This is a genomic window from Methylocaldum gracile (assembly GCF_053646815.1).
In genome coordinates this window covers 3,528,085-3,546,432 of the sequence record NZ_CM132196.1, presented here as the reverse complement: position 1 = coordinate 3,546,432, position 18,348 = coordinate 3,528,085, and the positions used below count along the sequence as shown (strand labels likewise).

12 protein-coding genes and 2 tRNA genes are annotated in these 18,348 nt (G+C 57.1%); 10 read left to right on the top strand and 4 right to left on the bottom strand.

Annotated elements, in window-relative coordinates:
• From pal to queC, 4 genes are read left to right on the top strand one after another with little or no spacing between them, the layout of a single operon-like run.
• Window positions 1-585, top strand: coding sequence for a peptidoglycan-associated lipoprotein Pal (pal, locus tag ACWJJK_RS15675; RefSeq protein WP_156879601.1), 585 nt, complete (start codon window positions 1-3; stop codon window positions 583-585).
• 4 nt (window positions 586-589) lie between these two features.
• On the top strand, window positions 590-1,441 hold the full coding sequence (ybgF, locus tag ACWJJK_RS15670) for a tol-pal system protein YbgF (protein WP_454128273.1): 852 nt from the start codon (window positions 590-592) through the stop codon (window positions 1,439-1,441).
• Between the two features lie 20 nt (window positions 1,442-1,461).
• Window positions 1,462-2,103, top strand: coding sequence for a 7-carboxy-7-deazaguanine synthase QueE (gene queE / locus ACWJJK_RS15665; protein WP_086135332.1), 642 nt, complete (start codon window positions 1,462-1,464; stop codon window positions 2,101-2,103).
• Window positions 2,104-2,111: 8 nt separating this feature from the next.
• Window positions 2,112-2,783, top strand: coding sequence for a 7-cyano-7-deazaguanine synthase QueC (gene queC, locus ACWJJK_RS15660; RefSeq protein ID WP_086135497.1), 672 nt, complete (start codon window positions 2,112-2,114; stop codon window positions 2,781-2,783).
• Window positions 2,784-2,805: 22 nt separating this feature from the next.
• Here the strand turns inward: queC and ACWJJK_RS15655 are convergent, their stop codons facing one another.
• Genes ACWJJK_RS15655 through ACWJJK_RS15645 form a run of 3 tightly spaced genes read right to left on the bottom strand, consistent with a single transcriptional unit; the run spans window position 2,806 to window position 5,278 of the window.
• Window positions 2,806-3,081 (bottom strand): EscU/YscU/HrcU family type III secretion system export apparatus switch protein, encoded by a 276-nt coding sequence (locus tag ACWJJK_RS15655; protein WP_077728979.1) that lies wholly within the window; start codon window positions 3,079-3,081, stop codon window positions 2,806-2,808.
• Complete coding sequence (gene fliK / locus ACWJJK_RS15650) at window positions 3,078-4,466, bottom strand: flagellar hook-length control protein FliK (RefSeq protein ID WP_156879603.1); 1,389 nt, start codon at window positions 4,464-4,466, stop codon at window positions 3,078-3,080. Before fliK ends, ACWJJK_RS15655 begins: the two co-directional genes overlap by 4 nt.
• Window positions 4,467-4,471: 5 nt before the next feature.
• Entirely contained in the window at window positions 4,472-5,278 is an 807-nt protein-coding gene (locus ACWJJK_RS15645) for an HDOD domain-containing protein (RefSeq protein ID WP_240507114.1), read from the bottom strand.
• A gap of 272 nt (window positions 5,279-5,550) precedes the next feature.
• Here ACWJJK_RS15645 and gltX point away from each other — a divergent pair, with 272 nt between their 5' ends.
• From gltX to ACWJJK_RS15630, 3 genes are all read left to right on the top strand, one after another.
• On the top strand, window positions 5,551-6,954 hold the full coding sequence (gene gltX / locus ACWJJK_RS15640; protein WP_086135334.1) for a glutamate--tRNA ligase: 1,404 nt from the start codon (window positions 5,551-5,553) through the stop codon (window positions 6,952-6,954).
• 44 nt (window positions 6,955-6,998) lie between these two features.
• A tRNA-Ala gene (locus ACWJJK_RS15635) sits at window positions 6,999-7,074 on the top strand.
• Between the two features lie 27 nt (window positions 7,075-7,101).
• Window positions 7,102-7,177 (top strand) — tRNA-Glu (locus tag ACWJJK_RS15630).
• Between the two features lie 465 nt (window positions 7,178-7,642).
• Here ACWJJK_RS15630 and ACWJJK_RS15625 read toward each other — a convergent pair.
• Window positions 7,643-8,137, bottom strand: a complete 495-nt coding sequence (locus tag ACWJJK_RS15625) for a recombinase zinc beta ribbon domain-containing protein (protein WP_347259155.1) — start codon at window positions 8,135-8,137, stop codon at window positions 7,643-7,645.
• A 173-nt stretch (window positions 8,138-8,310) separates the two neighbouring features.
• On the opposite strand from ACWJJK_RS15625, the gene ACWJJK_RS15620 reads away from it, so the two are divergent.
• The 3 genes from ACWJJK_RS15620 (at window position 8,311) to ACWJJK_RS15610 (ending at window position 18,347) form a co-directional block, all read left to right on the top strand.
• The gene (locus ACWJJK_RS15620; RefSeq protein WP_454128272.1) at window positions 8,311-9,678 is read left to right on the top strand and encodes an alkaline phosphatase family protein; all 1,368 of its coding nucleotides are present in this window, start codon (window positions 8,311-8,313) and stop codon (window positions 9,676-9,678) included.
• A gap of 719 nt (window positions 9,679-10,397) precedes the next feature.
• The gene (locus ACWJJK_RS15615) at window positions 10,398-10,967 is read left to right on the top strand and encodes a PEP-CTERM sorting domain-containing protein (RefSeq protein ID WP_454128271.1); all 570 of its coding nucleotides are present in this window, start codon (window positions 10,398-10,400) and stop codon (window positions 10,965-10,967) included.
• 93 nt (window positions 10,968-11,060) lie between these two features.
• Window positions 11,061-18,347 (top strand): PKD domain-containing protein, encoded by a 7,287-nt coding sequence (locus ACWJJK_RS15610; protein ID WP_454128270.1) that lies wholly within the window; start codon window positions 11,061-11,063, stop codon window positions 18,345-18,347.
• The last annotated feature ends 1 nt before the right edge of the window (window position 18,348 follow it).

Here is an 18,348-nt window from a genome sequence, read left to right as displayed (position 1 = left end):
ATGAAACTTGTCAAGACTGCATTGGTCGTCGCTATGATGTCTCTTGTCCTGAGCGGTTGTAGCTCGAAAGGCGGTGTGCAAGAGGAGGCCGGCGCCGAAGTGGGCATGGAGGGTGGGCCCGGCGGCCCGCAGATCAGCAAGTACGGCGAAGGCACGGATGGCGGCGCGTACGGCGGTCCGGGCGGCGCCGGTTACGGTCCGGGTGCGGGGGGTACCGGCGATCCGATGCTGGATGATCCGTCCAGTCCGTTGTCCAAGCGAGTCATCTACTTTATGTACGATAGCTACGAAGTGCTGCCGGAGTATCAGCAGGTCGTCAGTGCTCATGCGAATTATTTGGCTTCCCATCCGGAGCGCAACATCATTCTGGAAGGACATGCGGACGAGCGGGGCTCTCCCGAGTACAACATCGCGTTGGGCGAGCAGCGGGCCAAGGCCGTAGCCAAGATGATGCAGTTCCAGGGCGCTAATGATGGCCAGGTCCAAGTGGTCAGCTTCGGCGAGGAAAAACCTGCCGTATCGGGTCACGACGAATCGGTTTGGCAGCAGAATCGTCGGGTGGAAATTTCCTATTCGGGACGTTAACCGTATGCATCTAAAAAAGCCGGTTTTCACATTGCTGTTTTTGGGATCGCTGCATGCGACGATTTCGAGTGCCCAGCAGTACGACCAGATATACGATCGAAGGTACGATCAAAATCAAACCGGCTACGGGGTGGCTACCCTCGAGGAGCGCGTCTCTCAGTTGGAGAAGCGTCTCTCGGGAAACACCTTGATCGAAATGTTCAATCGGATGGAGCAGTTGCAGGCTGAAGTCCTCAAGCTCCGCGGGGAAAACGAGGAGCTTGCCCATCAGCTCGAAGAGCTGAAAAACCAGCGACAGGCTATGTATACGGACTTGGACCAGCGTATGCAGCAGTTGTCCGCCGGCGGTTCCGCTGCGCCGCAGGCGCCCCTCGATCAGTCCGCTTCGCCCGATGGCGCAGCCCCGACGGAAGCGACCGCGTCTCAGGCACCGGCGCCACAAGCGCCCGTTTCGCCTGGCGATCCGGGAAATCGCCAGGCGGCCTATCAAAAGGCTTTCAATACATTGAAAGAAGGAAAATATCCGGAAGCGGTCAAGGAATTCAAAAACTTCATCGCGGCCTATCCGACCGGCGAATACGCGGACAATGCGCACTACTGGCTTGCGGAAGCGTATTATGTCAGCCGTGATTTCAATACTTCGCGCGACATTTTCCGGAAACTGATCAAGGACTTTCCACAGAGCAGCAAAGTGCCGGACTCTCTGTTGAAAATCGGTTTCATCGAGTACGAAACCGGCCAGAAGGCGAACGCGAAGGAACTGCTGACCGAGGTCGTCAAGCGTTATCCCGATTCCAGCGCCGCAAAGATGGCGGAGAAACGGCTGGATAAGCTACGGCAAGAAGCAAAGCGCTGATTTTTGGCAGCGCCTGATTAGTGAATCAACTTCGAGTAACCGAAATCTTCTACTCCCTGCAAGGGGAGTCCCGCACCGTTGGATTGCCGACGGTCTTCGTCCGTTTGACGGGATGTCCGTTGCGTTGCGTGTATTGCGACACGGCTTACGCCTTTACCGGCGGCCAAAAGATGTCCATCAACGAAATCGTGGCTGAAGTTGGGACCTACCATCCGGGTTATGTGACCGTCACAGGGGGCGAGCCGTTGGCGCAGCGCGGGTGTCTCGTCTTGCTGGATGCGCTGGTCGAGAAAGGCTATGAGGTTTCGCTGGAAACCAGCGGGGCTCTGGACGTGTCGGACGTCAACCCGAAAGTCGTCAAGGTTCTGGACCTCAAGACGCCTTCGTCCTGCGAAGAGTCGAGGAATCTCTATCGCAACCTGGACTATCTCGATCGGAAGGATCAGCTCAAGTTCGTCATCATGAACGAGGCCGATTATCAATGGGCAAAGGCCAAGATGGAGGAATACGGCTTGTCGGATCGTTGCGAAGTGCTCTTCTCGCCGGCCATGGGCGCGCAAGATCCTGCGGAGCTTGCCGACAAGATTTTGCGCGACCGTTTGCCGGTTCGTTTCCAAGTACAGCTACACAAGATCCTCTGGGGCGACACACCCGGACGGTGATGACGACGATGAAAAAAGCGGTTGTTTTGCTCTCCGGCGGACTCGATTCGGCGACGACTCTGGCTATCGCGAAGTCGCAAGGATACGAGTGTTACGCCCTCAGTTTCGATTACGGACAGCGCCATGGCGCGGAGCTCCATGCCGCCCGGCGCGTGGCGCAGAGCTGCGGCGCGATCGAGCACAAGATCATCCGAATAGGTCTCGGCGAGTTCGGCGGCTCGGCGCTCACCGACACCCGCATCGCCGTGCCGGAGACTCCGCAGGAAGGCATTCCGGTCACTTACGTACCTGCGCGGAATACCGTCTTTCTCGCATTCGCCCTCGGCTGGGCGGAAGTCTTGGGCAGCGCGGACATTTTCATAGGCGTGAATGCCGTCGACTATTCCGGCTACCCCGATTGCCGGCCGCAGTATATCGAGGCTTTCGAGCGTCTGGCGAACTTGGCGACCAAGGCCGGTGTCGAGGGGAAGCATTTCAAGGTACATGCGCCGTTGATCACGCTCAAAAAGGCCGAAATCATCCGCATCGGGACAGATTTGGGCATCGATTATGCTTTAACGGTGTCATGTTATTCGGCCGACGATGAAGGGCGAGCCTGCGGTTCGTGCGACTCGTGCCGATTCCGAAAAATCGGTTTTGCCGAAGCCGGTATTTCAGATCCCACGCGCTATAAATCCTAAAGATCGAATGGTTCGGCTTCCGCTATTTGCCCGGCATTTTGCCGCTGAGCGAATAGGCGAAAGCGATCACTTCGGCCACCGCAAGATAGAGTTCCCGCGGAATTTCATTGCCCAGCGGGACCTTGGCCAACACGTTCGCCAAACCCTCGTCCGCGTGCAGCGGAATATTGTGTTGCCGCGCCCGCTCTATGATCTGCTCCGCGACCGCACCTTTGCCCTTTGCGGTCACGCGCGGGGTGCTCTCTCCGTCGTAATGCAGGGCGACGGCGATATCGGGAGGATTGACCAGCCGGGTCATGCGCGGAGATCCAGGATCGGCGGGGAGGGATTTTCGGAGCGCGGCGAATCGGGCGGTCGATCCAGCGCCGTCAGTTGACCTACGGCTAGCCCTGCGCCATGCAGTCGCGCTCTAAGACGTTCGCACTGCTCGCGGATGAGGTCGGATGTCGTTGCCGTGTCGCTCCACAAATAGGTGTCGATCCGGTCGCCCTTCAAGACGACGCGCGCACAGAACGTCCCGAGCCCCGGCGGGTGCAATTCCAGCGTAAGCGACCAAGAGTCGGGACTCTCCGCGCTGCCGGGCTTCGCATCCTTGGTTATCAGCAGTTTTGCCGCGTCCTTATGCTGTCCATCGGTAAAAGGGATTTCCACTTGCCAAACGGATGGCGCGGCATCGTTCCTGGGCAGTGACGCAAGCTGATCCATGACCACCCTGGCGATTGCGGCTTCGACTTTTTGCGCGATACGTTCGGCTCCGCGTTCATTCCCCTGCACGAGTTCGTTCTGTTCGTCCGGTGACGGAAGAGTCTTGCGGCGTGCGGTGGATAATTCGTGCTCCGGGGTGCGCGGCGTCGCGAGCTGCGAGTCTCCAGGCAGTTTCGGTGAATCCTTTTCGCCGCGCTCCGCAGTTCGCGCGATTCGTTCATCCGCGAGCGCGATATCTTCGGATGTGCCGGCGTCTTCGAAACGAAACTCGGTTAGTTCCGCTTGCTCTTCGGCATCGGCGCTGAACGGTCGGGTTTGAATCTCTCCTCCGTCCGCCGTAGTGCGGGGCGTATCGGGGATAGCGTCCGCACTGGTCCGAAGCACCTTCAGCCTATCGAGAACTCGGAGCAGTTGCGCTTTGAAATCCGAATCGGCGAATTCGGCCGACGAATCGGCATTGTCGGCGAGCTTTGCTTCAAGAAATATCCCCGAGTTCAATAAACCTTTTTCCAAGCCCTCGGGCGTCGCCAACTCGGATTTTTTCGGGATCGAGGCCAACAGATTTTCTAAAGCTTGTGTGATCGGGACGGGCAACGAGGACGTTTGTCTGGCCTGCGCGACTAGGCGGTGGAGTTCCTGGATCACATCGGCGAGCGGTTCCTGTTTCGGCAAGAACAGGCGTAAAGCCTGCTGAACCGTCGATTCGGGCATATCGGCGCCGGAATCGCGCGGCACGATGCGAAGCTCGGGCGTGGTGCCGAGCTTGACCACCTCGAGTTCGAGTATCTGCCCCGGCTGGAGGTTCGCGCTGCTGTTTGCCGTAAGAGTGCGGCCGCCGGCGTCGAGTCGGAGAAGGAAGCTGTTGTCCTTGAGTTGTGTCTCAACGACCGCTCGAAGAATGTCCCCGAGCTTTAGCGGCTGCGCCCCGGCTTGAAACAGGGGAGTCGTCGGGACGAGGACAGGCAGCCGGATTTCCATTTGTGTCAACGTGTAAGCATTTGCTGAATCTGCAAAATTTCTTCCTTGGCAAGACCGAGCACGTCTTTGCTCAAATCCGTCGCCGCTTGTCCCTCCATGAGTTTGCGATAAGCCGGAATTTCATCCATGCGGGGGTATTTGTGGATCTGCAGCGTGCCGACGAAGCTGTGGAGCTGGGACAGAATGACCAGATCCGTATAATCCGGAGCGCCGGGGTGATCGCGAAACCAATTTTCGGCGTGGACCGTCACATCTTCGAAATCCGGAGGAAAATTCCACTTCCGTAAGATCATCGCGCCTACGGGGGCGCGCAAGGTTTGTATCGCCTGGTCGAGATGGCGGGGATCGGCGATCAATTCCGGATGCCGATCGGCGAAGGTGAGCACGGGAACGGTGCCGATATCGTGAACCAGCGCAGCCAGCATCGCCCGATCGGGATCGAACCCCCTGGTCTTATGGGCGAGCACGGCACAGATGGCGGCGACGTAGCTGCTGTGCGCCCACAGTTCATGCATCCGTTTCCGGATCTGGGACGACTTGGCGATAAACACTGCTTTCAAGGAAAACGTGGTGATCAAGTGCTGCGCCGCTTTGAGCCCGAGTCGCGTCAGAGCCTCGGGGCAGCTCTCTATTTTCTTGCGGCCGTGATAAAGCGGACTGTTGGCGATATGAATCAGCCGTGCGGTAATGGCCGGATCGATTTGAACGACCCGCGCGATCTTCGAATTATTCGCCCGGTCGTCGTTGATGGCCTTGCGTATCTTGAGGGAAATGTCGGGGAGCGTGGGCAGCACCAGTTTCTTCGCCCGCATTTCCTGGTAGCAAAGTTGCAATAAAGGGTTTTGAAGAGTATCTGCCGTCTCGAGAGTCATTACGAATGGAATGCGTTCGTTGGATCGCCGATGACACTGAATCCGGGAAAAACAATAAGGATAGCCTGGTTCCGGTCCCTCGGTAACATCCCTCGATCTTCGCGATAAAGGAATACACCGGATTTTGGTATTATTAGCGTTCCTCCACCCTCTAGTCACTGAGGGCCGACGGCAAAAGTCGGCAACTCTAGTCTTTTTTCAGGATTATTCGAATGACCATACGCACCCGATTTGCTCCCAGCCCTACGGGTTACTTGCACGTTGGCGGCGCGCGCACGGCGCTTTTCTCCTGGCTTTACGCACGCAAGCACGGCGGCACCTTTATCCTGCGCATCGAGGATACGGACTTGGAGCGTTCCACGGTCGACGCGGTCAATGCGATTCTGGAGGGTATGACCTGGCTCGGGCTGGAATACGACGAAGGACCGTTTTATCAAACTCATCGGTTCGAGCGTTATAAAGCCATTGCCCAGCAATTGCTGAACGAAGGCAAGGCCTATCATTGCTACTGCACTAGGGAAGAGTTGGATAACCTCCGTGCCGAACAACTGGCACGCAAGGAAAAGCCCCGCTACGACGGCCGTTGCCGCCATCGTACCGAGCCCCGCGAAGGCGTTCAGCCGGTGATGCGGTTTCGCAATCCGGACGACGGCGAAGTCGTCATCGAAGATCTCGTGCGTGGCCAGGTCATTGTGAAGAACAGTGAATTGGACGATCTCATCATTCTTCGCTCGGACGGTACCCCCACCTACAACTTCACGGTGGTGGTCGACGACCTCGACATGCAGATCACCCATGTCATCCGCGGCGACGACCATCTCAACAACACGCCGCGCCAGATCAACATTCTGAAGGCTTTGGGCGCGCCGCTGCCGAAATACGCTCACGTGCCGATGATCTTAGGGCCAGATGGAGCCAAGCTATCGAAACGCCATGGAGCGGTCAGCGTCATGCAATACCGCGACGACGGCTATTTGCCCGAGGCGCTCATCAATTATCTGGTGCGCCTCGGCTGGTCCCATGGCGATCAGGAGATCTTTTCGGTGGACGAAATGATCGAGCTGTTCGATGTTAACGACATCAATCATTCGGCCTCGGCGTTCAATCCGGAAAAACTGTTGTGGCTGAATCATCACTACATCATGCACAGCGATCCCTTGCATGTCGCGCATCATCTGCGCTGGCATCTGGGGCAACTGGACATCGATCCCACTCGGGGGCCCGATCCCGTCAGGGTGGTCGAAGCGCAGCGCGAGCGGTGCAAGACCCTGGTCGATATGGCGAACGCGAGCGTCTTCTTTTACAAAGAGTTCGAAGCGTACGACGAGAAGGCCGCCAGCAAGAACCTGACCGCCGATAATCTCGGGGCGCTGCAAGCGCTGGAAACAAAACTCTGGGCGCTGGGTAACTGGAGCCGAGAGGCGATTCACCAGGTGGTCGTGGAGACGGCGGAAACGCTTGGAGTGAAGATGGGCAGCGTCGCTCAGCCGCTTCGGGTCGCCGTATCGGGAACGACGGTATCGCCTCCCATCGACCTCACCCTGGAGTTGTTGGGAAAAGATACGACGCTCTCCAGGGTCGGCCGAGCCATCGCCTATATCAATAAAAAAGCCTAGACAAACGCGAAGTCTTTCTTTAATATTCGCGTTCTCGATCGCGTGGGGCCATAGCTCAGCTGGGAGAGCGCAACAATGGCATTGTTGAGGTCGCGAGTTCGATCCTCGCTGGCTCCACCACTCGCGGATTGACCAATCAAGTTCCTTGTCCCCATCGTCTAGAGGCCTAGGACACCGCCCTTTCACGGCGGTAACAGGGGTTCGAATCCCCTTGGGGACGCCACGTTTATATAACCTTGGGGCAGCAAGGTCCCAACGGTCGTTTGTCGTTCCGCCAGCAAGACTTTCTTGCCGTCCCGTTCCACCGGAATACGCCGAATCGGTTCCTTGAGCAGTTTCCGGAGCGCCTTTCGTGCCGCGGCCACATCGCCCTGCATCTGGATCTTGAAGCATCCAATCCCGTCATGAAGTTGCTGGCGAAGCTGGCGCGGATCCCATGCGGCCGGCGTTTCGCTCAAACGCCTCATGTCCTCGTCAAGGCTTTGGATCCGGGGTTCGCGTTTGGGGGTTTCTGCGAGGATGCTGGTGGACGTCTGGCCCGAGGCAATCAGCGCCATGAAGTTGGCCAGTTCCTTTTTGAGCTTTTGGATCTCGCCCAGATAGTCGGGCGGCTCAGTCGTCAGGGCTTGCTTGATGAGGCTCAGGGCCTTTTCAATCACATAATCGATCGCCTCGGACGTGAGAATCGTCACCCGGGACCGGACAGGATCTCCTGATCGAGCGTCTCCACCCGGACTTTGTGATCGTTCACGCAGACGCTGGCGCCGCGGCTGTGGTGGTACGAACAGTCATAGTAGTAGTGATTCCGCTTGCCGCCCAAGGCCGCGATGTTGCTCCCGCAAAGACTGCTGCAGGCCAGGCTCGAGAGAAGATACTTCGATTCCTTCGGGGATCGGGGCGATAGAAGCGCTCGCCTCCGGTCGCTTTGAGATAATTTTGGGGCGCCGCTTCGAGCCGGCCTGGACTTCATCCCGGAGGTCTTGAGATACGATGGCGAGCTTCGGGCCGACGGATTTCGAGATGGTCCGCCTGGGGCATCCGCTTCTTCGCCGATCCGCCCTGACGGGTGTTTCGGTACTCGCCAAACGGGATTCACCCGAGATAGCGCCGCCGACGCAGCATCGGTTGGATCGCCGCTCAGGGTCTTGACCAGGGTGGTATAGCGATGTCCACCCGCATACATCTGAAAGATCGCACGGATACAACCTGTTCGGTCTGGGTGTTTGTTCTCAATTGATTTTCGGGACTCTGTACCCATATCGCCATTGCTCCGACTGGTCCTTATTCATCCGTTGTGAAGTTAAGTTCTTGAGCTTAAGCTCCAAATTTCTCGTTATTAATGATTGATGCTAAACCATGAAACGACTGGTTGTGATCGATATCGTTGGGCTTAATCCTTCGCTCTTGGGCGAGCACACGCCACATTTGAACCGGCTGATTGCGGATGGATTTGTCGCTAATTTGGAGCCGGTTTTTCCGGGCGTGACGTGTACCGCCCAAGCATCGATGCTGACCGGTTCCCTTCCCCGGGAGCACGGAATAGTCGCCAACGGCTGGTATTTTCGCGATCTTGCCGAAGTATGGTTCTGGCGTCAGTCCAATCATCTCGTCCATGGCGAGAAGGTTTGGGATGCAGCGAAAATGTCCATCCGCGATTTCAGCTGCGCTCAACTCTTCTGGTGGTACAACATGTACGCTGACGTGGAGTACTCTGTTACCCCACGCCCCATTTATCCCGCGGATGGGCGGAAAATTCCGGCGCTTTACTCGAATCCCGCAGATCTGCACCGGAGGATCGAAGCCGAATTGGGTCCTTTCCCGATGTTTAACTTTTGGGGCCCGGCGGCGGACTTACGATCGTCGAGCTGGATCGCAAATGCCGCCAAATGGACGTTCGACCATCATCCCTGCAAACTGCAACTGGTGTATCTGCCGCACCTGGATTACAACCTTCAGCGCCTCGGGCCGGCCGATCCGCGAATATGGGAAGACGTCCGCGCCATCGATGCCGTCGCGGGAGACTTGATCGACCACGTTAGGGCTCAGGGAGCCGATGTTATGGTGGTCTCCGAGTACGGCATCGAGCCGGCCACGGGCTGTGTCCATATCAATAAAGTTTTGCGCGAACAGGGCTACATCTCCGTGCGCGAGACCCTCGGCTACGAGTTGCTGGACTTCGGCGCGTCGCGCGCCTTCGCCGTGGCCGATCATCAGATAGCCCATGTCTACGTGCGGAACGCTTCGGACAGTCCTGCCGTGGAACGCTTGCTTGGCACGGTACCGGGTATCGAGCGAGTACTGGCGGAGCAGGGAAAAGCCGAAATGGGCCTGGATCATCCGCGCTCCGGGGAATTGATCGCCATCGCCGAACCCGGGCATTGGTTCAGCTATTACTATTGGCAGGACGATGCGAAGAGTCCTGACTTTGCCCGTACGGTCGATATCCACCGCAAGCCGGGCTACGATCCGGTGGAGCTTTTCGTCGATCCGGACATCCGGTGGCCAAAGCTGAAAATTGGGTTTCGGCTGCTCCAAAAGCAACTAGGCTTCCGAATGTTGATGGATGTGATTCCACTCAAACCGGACCTGGTTAAGGGCACTCATGGCCGGTGCCACCAATCGGCTGACTTGAATCCCGTTTTGATCTCTTCCCGGCGCGACTTTGCGCTTGATCAGTTGCCGATAACCGGAATTAAACAACTGATATTGAATAGCCTTAATTGACAGCGGCTTCCGTAGAAGCCATTCACTGGATTTAGGGTCTACCGGTCCATGGTCATGGGTTCGCCTCCGGCATAGCTCACCATTATTTCTTCATTTGAAACTTCGGCGTTCATTCTTCCGGTTATCTCAGTCGTTCGCACATGATCGTCGGGGGCGCGATCTTCGCCCTTAGGCAAGCCGGGGCCGGGCCCTATTGAATCAGGCGATAACCACGAGCGGTGATGTACGGGGCGGGGTGGCAACGGAAGTTCCGGCACTCTCGGCTATCGAGGTGGCTTAAACCGGAGTTGCAATGTCAAAAATTTTTACATACCAGAGTTCGGTGCGGCGTGCTCAATCTTCAATACAAACATGTGCTTAGGTGTATCAGTCTGAGAACACTCGTTAAAAAACCTCACCGCGAGTGTCGAAATCTTTTACGGTCTCGCCGGCCGATAAGGGACCTGAGTTGCTAAAGTTCCCTGCATCACACAAAAAGCCCCATAAAATCAATTCATTATCATATCTGTTGCATTTATGGCACAGGCCTTGCCTTGTACATGAGGCAGTTATGGTCGGCAAGTCATTTGAGTCGTCCGTACGCTTTTGATTCTCGACGGTAATAAGCGCTTATCCCGGTAGGCCGCTCGCTCGGAGTGACGTCGACGGGTTTCGAGCGCCAACCATAGGGCGTCTACGAACAAGCCCATTTTGTCCGCTTTGATTGGGGAAGGATCCGGATGAAAAGTCTTCTAAAAGCCAGTCTTGGCTTGCTCCTTATCTGTTCTGGTTCGAATCTAAGTGCGACGGTGATTCGCTATCAGGCGATCGATCTCGCCGACAGCGTGGTCGGCCAGGATCTCTGGCAATACCGCTATGACGTTAGCGGCTTGCCCGGATCGGCCGTGGGGTTCGATGTGTTCTTCAATCTGAGCGAGGGCTACCAGGCGGGCGACTTGAGCGATCCGCTGGCACCCAATGGCGACTGGACGGTCGTCCTCCTTCAGCCCGACCCGGTCCTGCCGGACGACGGCCGTTTTTATGCCGAGATCGTCGCCGTTTCGCCGGTTCTACCGAATCTTCCCGATACTTATTTCAGCGTCAACTTTGTCTGGCCCGGGACCGGAGCCCCGGGTGGGCAAAGCTTTGCGATTTACGATGCCAACTTCGACATCCTCGAAGCCGGGCGCACCAGACCGTTCGGTGAAGCGATCCCAGAACCCGCGGTTCCCGCGTTGCTGCTCGTAGGACTGTTCGGATTGACCTGGTTTCGGACCCGGCGCAGCCAACGCGAGCTTTCCAAGCCGTAGCCATTTTTCCGCTGCCGGATTGTTGGCAGTGACAAAAGCGGCTCGTCTACACCTGCCGCCTACTAAATCTGAGGGGAGATAAGGATTATGGCGATGTCCATGCAGACCGATACCTACAAAGGATTTCTCGAGCATTTCAACGAGACCGCGCTATTCCGCTTTTTCGCGCGGCTTTTAATCTTCACTCAAATCTTTCTCGGTCTGCCGGCCCCCGCTGTTGCTGCAACGCCTTCCGACTCTCCATCATCCGCGGCAGTCACCGAGTTAGCGGTCACCGGGACCTACCAGCTGATCGGGTCCAAGCGCGTGTCCAGCACGCTGATCGACTTTACCTACCGCGCGGAGATCACCAACAGCGGTACGGAGACCTTCCCCGACGTCGCCGCCACCGTGGTGAGCCAGGCCGCCAGCACGATGATCGTCGATGGCGCGGTGTTTTTCGGCGAAGTAACGGGCGGCGCGACGCTGTTCAGTCAGGACACGTTCACCATTCGCCAAAACCGCACCGTCCCGTTTAATCCGAACGATTTGGTGTGGACGGTCCAGGCCAATCGAGCCCCGGCAGCAAACGCGGGGGCCGGCCAAACCATGGCCGTGGGCGGCACCGTCACCTTGGACGGCAGCGGCTCGTCCGATCCGGACGGCGATGATCTCACCTATGCCTGGTCCTTCGTGGCGGTCCCCCCGGGTAGTACGGCGCAGCTCAGCGATGCCGCCGCCATCAAGCCGACGTTTGTGATCGACCGGCCCGGCGACTACACCCTCCAGCTCGTGGTCGATGATGGCAAGGCATCCAGCCTGCCGGCCCAGGTCACGATCAGCACGCTCAATACTCCGCCCGTGGCGGTGGCCCGTCTGAACCAAGCGGTTCGCGTGGGACAAACCGCGCAGCTCGACGGCAGCGCATCATCGGATGTCGACGGCGACCCCCTGACCTTCCGATGGACCCTCACGAGCCAGCCGGCGGGCAGCACGGCGATTCTGTCGGATTCAGCCACCGTGACACCGACCCTGCCGATCGACAAGGCCGGCCAGTACACGGTCGAACTCATCGTCAACGACGGCACCGAGGACAGCACTCCGACGCCGCTCGTCATCAGCACCGAAAACACGCCGCCGGTGGCCCATGCCGGGTCGGACCGCAAGATCGCGCTCCAGGCGGAAGTGGTGCTGGACGGCAGCGCCTCCATGGACATTGACGGCGACACCCTCAGCTTCTTGTGGTCGCTGATCGGAAAACCGGCCAATAGCACCGCCTTTCTCTCCGATCCGAGCCTCGTCAAACCTAAATTCACCGCCGATCTGCCCGGTGATTATGTCGCCCAACTGATCGTCAATGACGGCAAAGCCAACAGCGCGCCGGCCTCGGTGATCCTGACGACCGAGAACACCAAGCCCGTGGCGAATGCCGGCACTCCTCAGACGGTACCTCTGCAGACTACCGTTACGCTGGACGGAAGTCTCTCCTCCGATGCCGAGAACGACCCTCTGACCTACCTATGGTCATTGACGAGCATTCCGTTCGGCAGCGCCGCCACATTGTCCGACCCTGGCGCGCAACAGCCGCAGTTCCTGGTCGATCTCCCCGGTTCGTATATCGCCCAGCTGATCGTCAACGATGGTCACCTGGCGAGTGATCCCGCGAACGTCATCATCAGCACCGAAAACAGCCGGCCGGTAGCGAATGCCGGACCCGACCAGGAGGTTAAAGTAGGCGATGCCGTGCAGCTGGACGGCGGCGCCTCCGGCGATGCCGACCACCAGCCCTTGACCTACCAGTGGTCGTTCACGGCCAAGCCCCAGGACAGCACGGCCACGCTGTCGGATCCTGCCAGCGCGACCCCCACCTTCGTCGCGGATCGGACCGGCGCCTATGTGCTGCAACTCATCGTGAACGACGGCCAGCTCAACAGCGAGGCCGACACGGTCACGATCGAGGCCAAGCCGGTCATGGTCACGGTACCGAACGTGGTCGGCCAGACCCAAGCGGCGGCCGAGGCCACCCTTATCGCCGCGCAACTGACGGTGGGCGCGATCACCGCACAAGCCAGCGACACCGTGCCCGCCGGAACCGTGATCAGCCAGGCTCCGGTGGCCGGCACCGAGGTGGAGAAGGCCAGTGCGGTCACCCTCGTGGTGTCCACGGGCCCGGCGCTGGTCAGTGTGCCGAACGTGGTCGGTCAGACCCAGGCGGCGGCCGCGGCGGCGATCAGCGCCGCCCAGTTGACGCTCGGCACGGTCACCCCCGCGGCCAGCGACACGGTCCCGGCCGGGCAGGTGATCAGCCAGAATCCGCTGGCCGGGGCGTCCGTCGCCAAGGGTTCGGCGGTCAACCTAGTCGTTTCCTCCGGTCCCGCCCTAGTCACTGTGCCGAATGTCGTCGGCCAAACCCAGGCAGCGGCCACGGCCGCCATTACCGGCGTCGGACTGAGCGTCGGTATCGTCACCCAGCAGAGTAGCGATACGATCCCGCCCGGCAGCGTCGTCAGCCAGACACCGGTCGGTGGAACCAACGTGGCTGCCGGTACGCCGGTCGACCTGATTGTCTCTACCGGGGCTGCGCCGGTGGTTCTGAGCCAGCTCACGGTAACTCCACCGAGCCCCACGATCCTGGTGGGGCAGACCCAGCCGTTCAGTGCCATCGGCACCAACAGCGACGGCACCGGTCAAGACATGACGGGGCAAGTGACTTGGGACAGCAGTAATCCGTCAGTGGCCGCCATCACGGCCGATGGGGTGGTCACGGCCCTGACCGAAGGTAGCACGACGATCCGTGCCAGCCAGGGCGCGATCGCTGGCACTACCCTCCTAACCGTCAGTGCGACGGTCTCGGATACCACTCTGCCGATTGCGGTCCTCACCGCTCCCGCGGCAGACAGCACCGTGACCGATCCGACGGAAGTCAAGGGCACCGCGAGCGACGCCAACTTCCTGAAGTACGTACTCGATTATGCTCCTGCCGGCGAGACCCATTTCACTGTGCTCGCGACCGGTACGACGCCGGTGGTTAACGGCACGCTCGGCACCTTCGATCCCACGCTGCTGCTCAATGATCTCTATACCCTGCGCCTGACCACCTATGACAAAGGCGGCAACACGGCTCAGGTCAGTGTGCAGGTTCAGGTGGGCCGTGACCAGAAAGTGGGCAATTTCAGCCTGGCTTTCCAGGATCTGAACATCCCGGTTGCCGGCATTCCGATCACCATCACCCGGGTTTACGACAGCCGGGACAAGACGAGCGGCGATTTCGGCTTCGGTTGGCGGCTGGATCTGCAGACTTTGAGACTGCGCGTCAATCGAGAGCAGGGCTCGGGTTGGCAGGTGAACAAGAGCGGCGGCTTTTTCCCAACCTACACCCTGGTGCCCAACCAAAGCCATGTCGTCAGTATTACTCTGCCGGACGGCAAGGTAGAGCAATTCGACCTATCGACCGAGCCAAGCAGTCAGCTGTTGTTCCCGCTGGATTTCGTCACCCCGGTCTACAAGGCGCGGCCCGGGACCCTCGGCAAGCTAAGACCTCTAAGCGGCGGCATTTTCGTCTCCGGCTCGCAGCCCGGGGCAGTAACTTTGTTGGACGATGGCGACTTTTTCACTGTCTATAATCCAACTACCTTCGAATACAGCACGCCCGAAGGTCGTGTATTCATCATTAACAAGGATTCAGGTGTGCAAAAAGTCAGCGATGCTAACGGCAATTCGTTGACCATCGGAACGACGGGTATCATGCATTCCAGTGGCAAAGGCATCACCTTTACCCGCGATAGCCAAGGGCGTATTACCAAAATTACCGATCCTAATGGGAACGTAATTCAATATGCTTATGATGTCCAGGGAGACTTGATTACCCATACCGATCCTGAAGGTAACAGCACGAGATTCAAGTACAACTTCAGCCATGGCTTATTGGAGATTCGTGATCCGCGCGGTAATGTGCCTGCGCGTAACGAATATGACGCCGAAGGTCGGCTAATTGCAACGATAGATACTAAAGGAAACAGAGTTGAGCTAATTCATGATGTGGCCGGTCAGCGGGAAATTCGTCGAGACCGTAATGGCAATGTTACGGTTAGCACTTATGACGATAAGGGCAATTTGACCTCCGAAACCGATCCTTTAGGTAATACGACAACGCATACTTATGACGATCGCGGAAACGAGCTGTCAATCACCGACCCTTTAGGCAATCGAAAGACGTTTACCTATGACCAGAATAACAACCGGACTTCCGAGACCGATGCTGGCGGTAACGTCACTACCTATACCTACAATACCCGGAACCAGTTATTGACGATAACCGATCCGCTCGGGCGCAAAACGGTTAACAACTATGACGCCAAAGGAAATTTGATCAGTACCGTGGACCCAGCGGGAAATACAACCTCCCATACCTATGATGCGCGTGGGAATCGAACTTCTACGCAGGACGCCGAGGGTAATCTCCTTAAATATGAATATGATGCTTCCGGGAATAGAACTAAGTATATCGATGCTGCCGGGAACATCACGACCTATCAATATGACGTTAATGGCAATAAGACCTCCGAGTCCTCATCCAGGACTGACGCGAATGGGAATGTGGTTGTCGTTACTACAAGCATGCTCTACGACAAACGCAATAAGCCGATTGAGCAGATCGATGCACTGGGTAACTCGGTAAGGTTCACATATAACAGTTTGGGCAAAGAGGAGACCTTTACCGATAAGAATGGCAATCGGCTAACCCGATACTATGACGACATCGGTAATCTCATTCAAACCACTTATGCTGATGGAACCTTTGAAGCGTATACCTATGATGCGGAAAACAATCGCATAGGTTCGACTGACAGGGCCGGTCGGATCACAAGCTATGAGTATGATGGCAACAACAGACTGGTCCGTACCCAGTTCCCCGACGGCACTTCAGAAACCAGGAGTTATAACGCAATTGACAAGGTGGGTTCGATCACGGATCAAAATGGGCATACTACCCGGTATGACTATGATGCCGTTGGCCGCAAGATCAGCGTCACCAATGCGTTAGGTCACGTAACGCGCTATGCCTACGATGCCAAAGGCAACCAGGTCTCCATGACTGATGCCAATGGCAACATAACGCGCTTTGAATATGACCTGAACGATCGAAAAACCAAAACCGTGTTCCCAGACGGAACCTTCAAGGTGTTCGCTTATGACACGCTTGGCAGGAAAATTTCGGAGAGCGACCAGGCCGGGAATATCACGCAATTCGCGTACGATGCACAGGGAAGATTGATAAGAGTTACGGATGCGCTCGGCGGTGTAACTCAGTACGCATATGATGAAGTGGGAAATCGGACAGCCCAGATCGATGCTAACGGTCATCAGACTACATGGACTTACGATGGTCTAGGGCGAATTCTGAGTCGGACGTTGCCGTTGGGCATGACGGAAACTTTCACGTACGACGCAAACGGTAATATTTCCACGCATACCGACTTCAAAGGACAGACTATTTCCTATTCGTATGATTCGAATAATCAACTTATTTTGAAAACTCTTCCGAACGGAAGCCAGATAACGTATTCCTATACTCCAACCGGTAAAGTGACGACCATCGTTGATGATCATGGCGTTACTACCTTCGAATACGATCTGCGGGATATGCCCGTGAAAGTGGTGAACGCCGATGGAACGATACTGGAGTACCAGTATGATGCGAAAGGTAACCGAACATCGGTAACGCTGCCGTCGGGTACCATTAACCATGAGTTCGACGCAATCAATCGTCTGATAGCCGTTACTGACACTCAAGGCCGAGTTACGCGGTATTCATACGACAATGTGGGTAATCGGACGCGGATCGAATATCCAAACGGCAGCAAAGCAAATTATGGCTACGATGCATTGAACCGACTTACGAGCCTTTCCCATGTGACAAGCGACGGCAGCGTTTTGGCAGGGTTCGAATATATCCTGGATGCCGTCGGCAATCGCACAGCCGCAACTGAGGAAGGTGGAGTCAGGACCGATTATTCGTACGACAAACTATACCGGTTGACCCAAGAGCAGATCACCGAATCCGGTATCGTGAGAAAAGTGGTTTCCTATACTTACGACGGTGTCGGGAACCGGTTATCCAAGACGACCGATGGCGAGGTCATTAATTACGTATACGATGACAATGACCGGATGATCAGCGAGGGAGTGGTGACGTATAGCTATGACGCCAACGGGAATCTCATTGAAAGGTCGAACGGCGGATCGGCGTCTCAATTCGAGTTTGACTACGAGAATCGCATGGTCAAGGCGACCGAGCCAGGAAACGTCACCGAATATATCTACGATGACGACGGGGTGCGAATCGGTACTGTGCGTAACGGAGTGACATCATCCTATCTCGTGGATAAGAACCGGGAGTTACCCGAGGTACTGGAAGAGCGTGACTCTGCCAACGGGCTCATCGTGGCCTATATTCATGGCGACGATCTTATCAGCCAGCAACGCGGCACCGAGATTCGTTTCTACCATTACGATGGCTTGGGCAGCACGCGCTTGCTGACGGATTTTGGCGCCGGGATCACCGACCGCTATGCTTACGACGCATTCGGTAATCTGCTGAATTCCTCAGGAATCACCGATAACCGGTATCTGTTTACCGGTGAAGAGTTCGATCCAGAGACGGCTTTCTATTACCTTAGAGCCCGCTATTACGATCCGGGTGTCGGGCGCTTCACGTCGATGGATAGCTTCCAGGGCAACATTTATGATCCGAAATCGCTACACAAATACGTGTATGCAAACGGAGATCCGGTTAACTTGGTGGATCCCTCGGGACATTTTGCGGGTGTAGCGATGGCGATGCCGAGCATCAGCATAAGCATTAGCATCAATACCGCAGCGATCGCGAGCGCGGCGCTCCTTCTCGCGAAGGTGACGCTGGCCGTTGCCGGTGCCGCGGTTGCCGCCTGCGCTTTGAATGCCGCGCTGTCCTTCTCGACGGCAATCGGCTCGGGCGGGGCGTGCGATGTGAGCAAATTCAATATCTTCTACTCGGGCATGGATACCCCGTTTACGACCGCTCATATCGCATCGGCGATAGCGACCGGCGCGCCCGCATCGCCTTTGCGGCGGATTTCGCCGCCACTTTCCAGAGCTTGGCTGCGGAGCGATCCGCGCTGTTCCGGAAACGTTGCAAGCCAGACTTTATTGTGGTGCGATGAGTATCCATTCGCATCCACTGACCGGGGTGGACAGGCAAATGGCCCGTCGCTGATGTTGGTTCCAGCGGTGGAGCAGATGTATCAGGGAGGTATGCTGTCGGCGTTCTACTTTGCTTGTAACGTGGTCGCCAACGATCCGTTGAACGGCGTTTTCGGAGTCGTGCCCGGAACACCGACAACCTCGTGGCAATGTAAGTAAC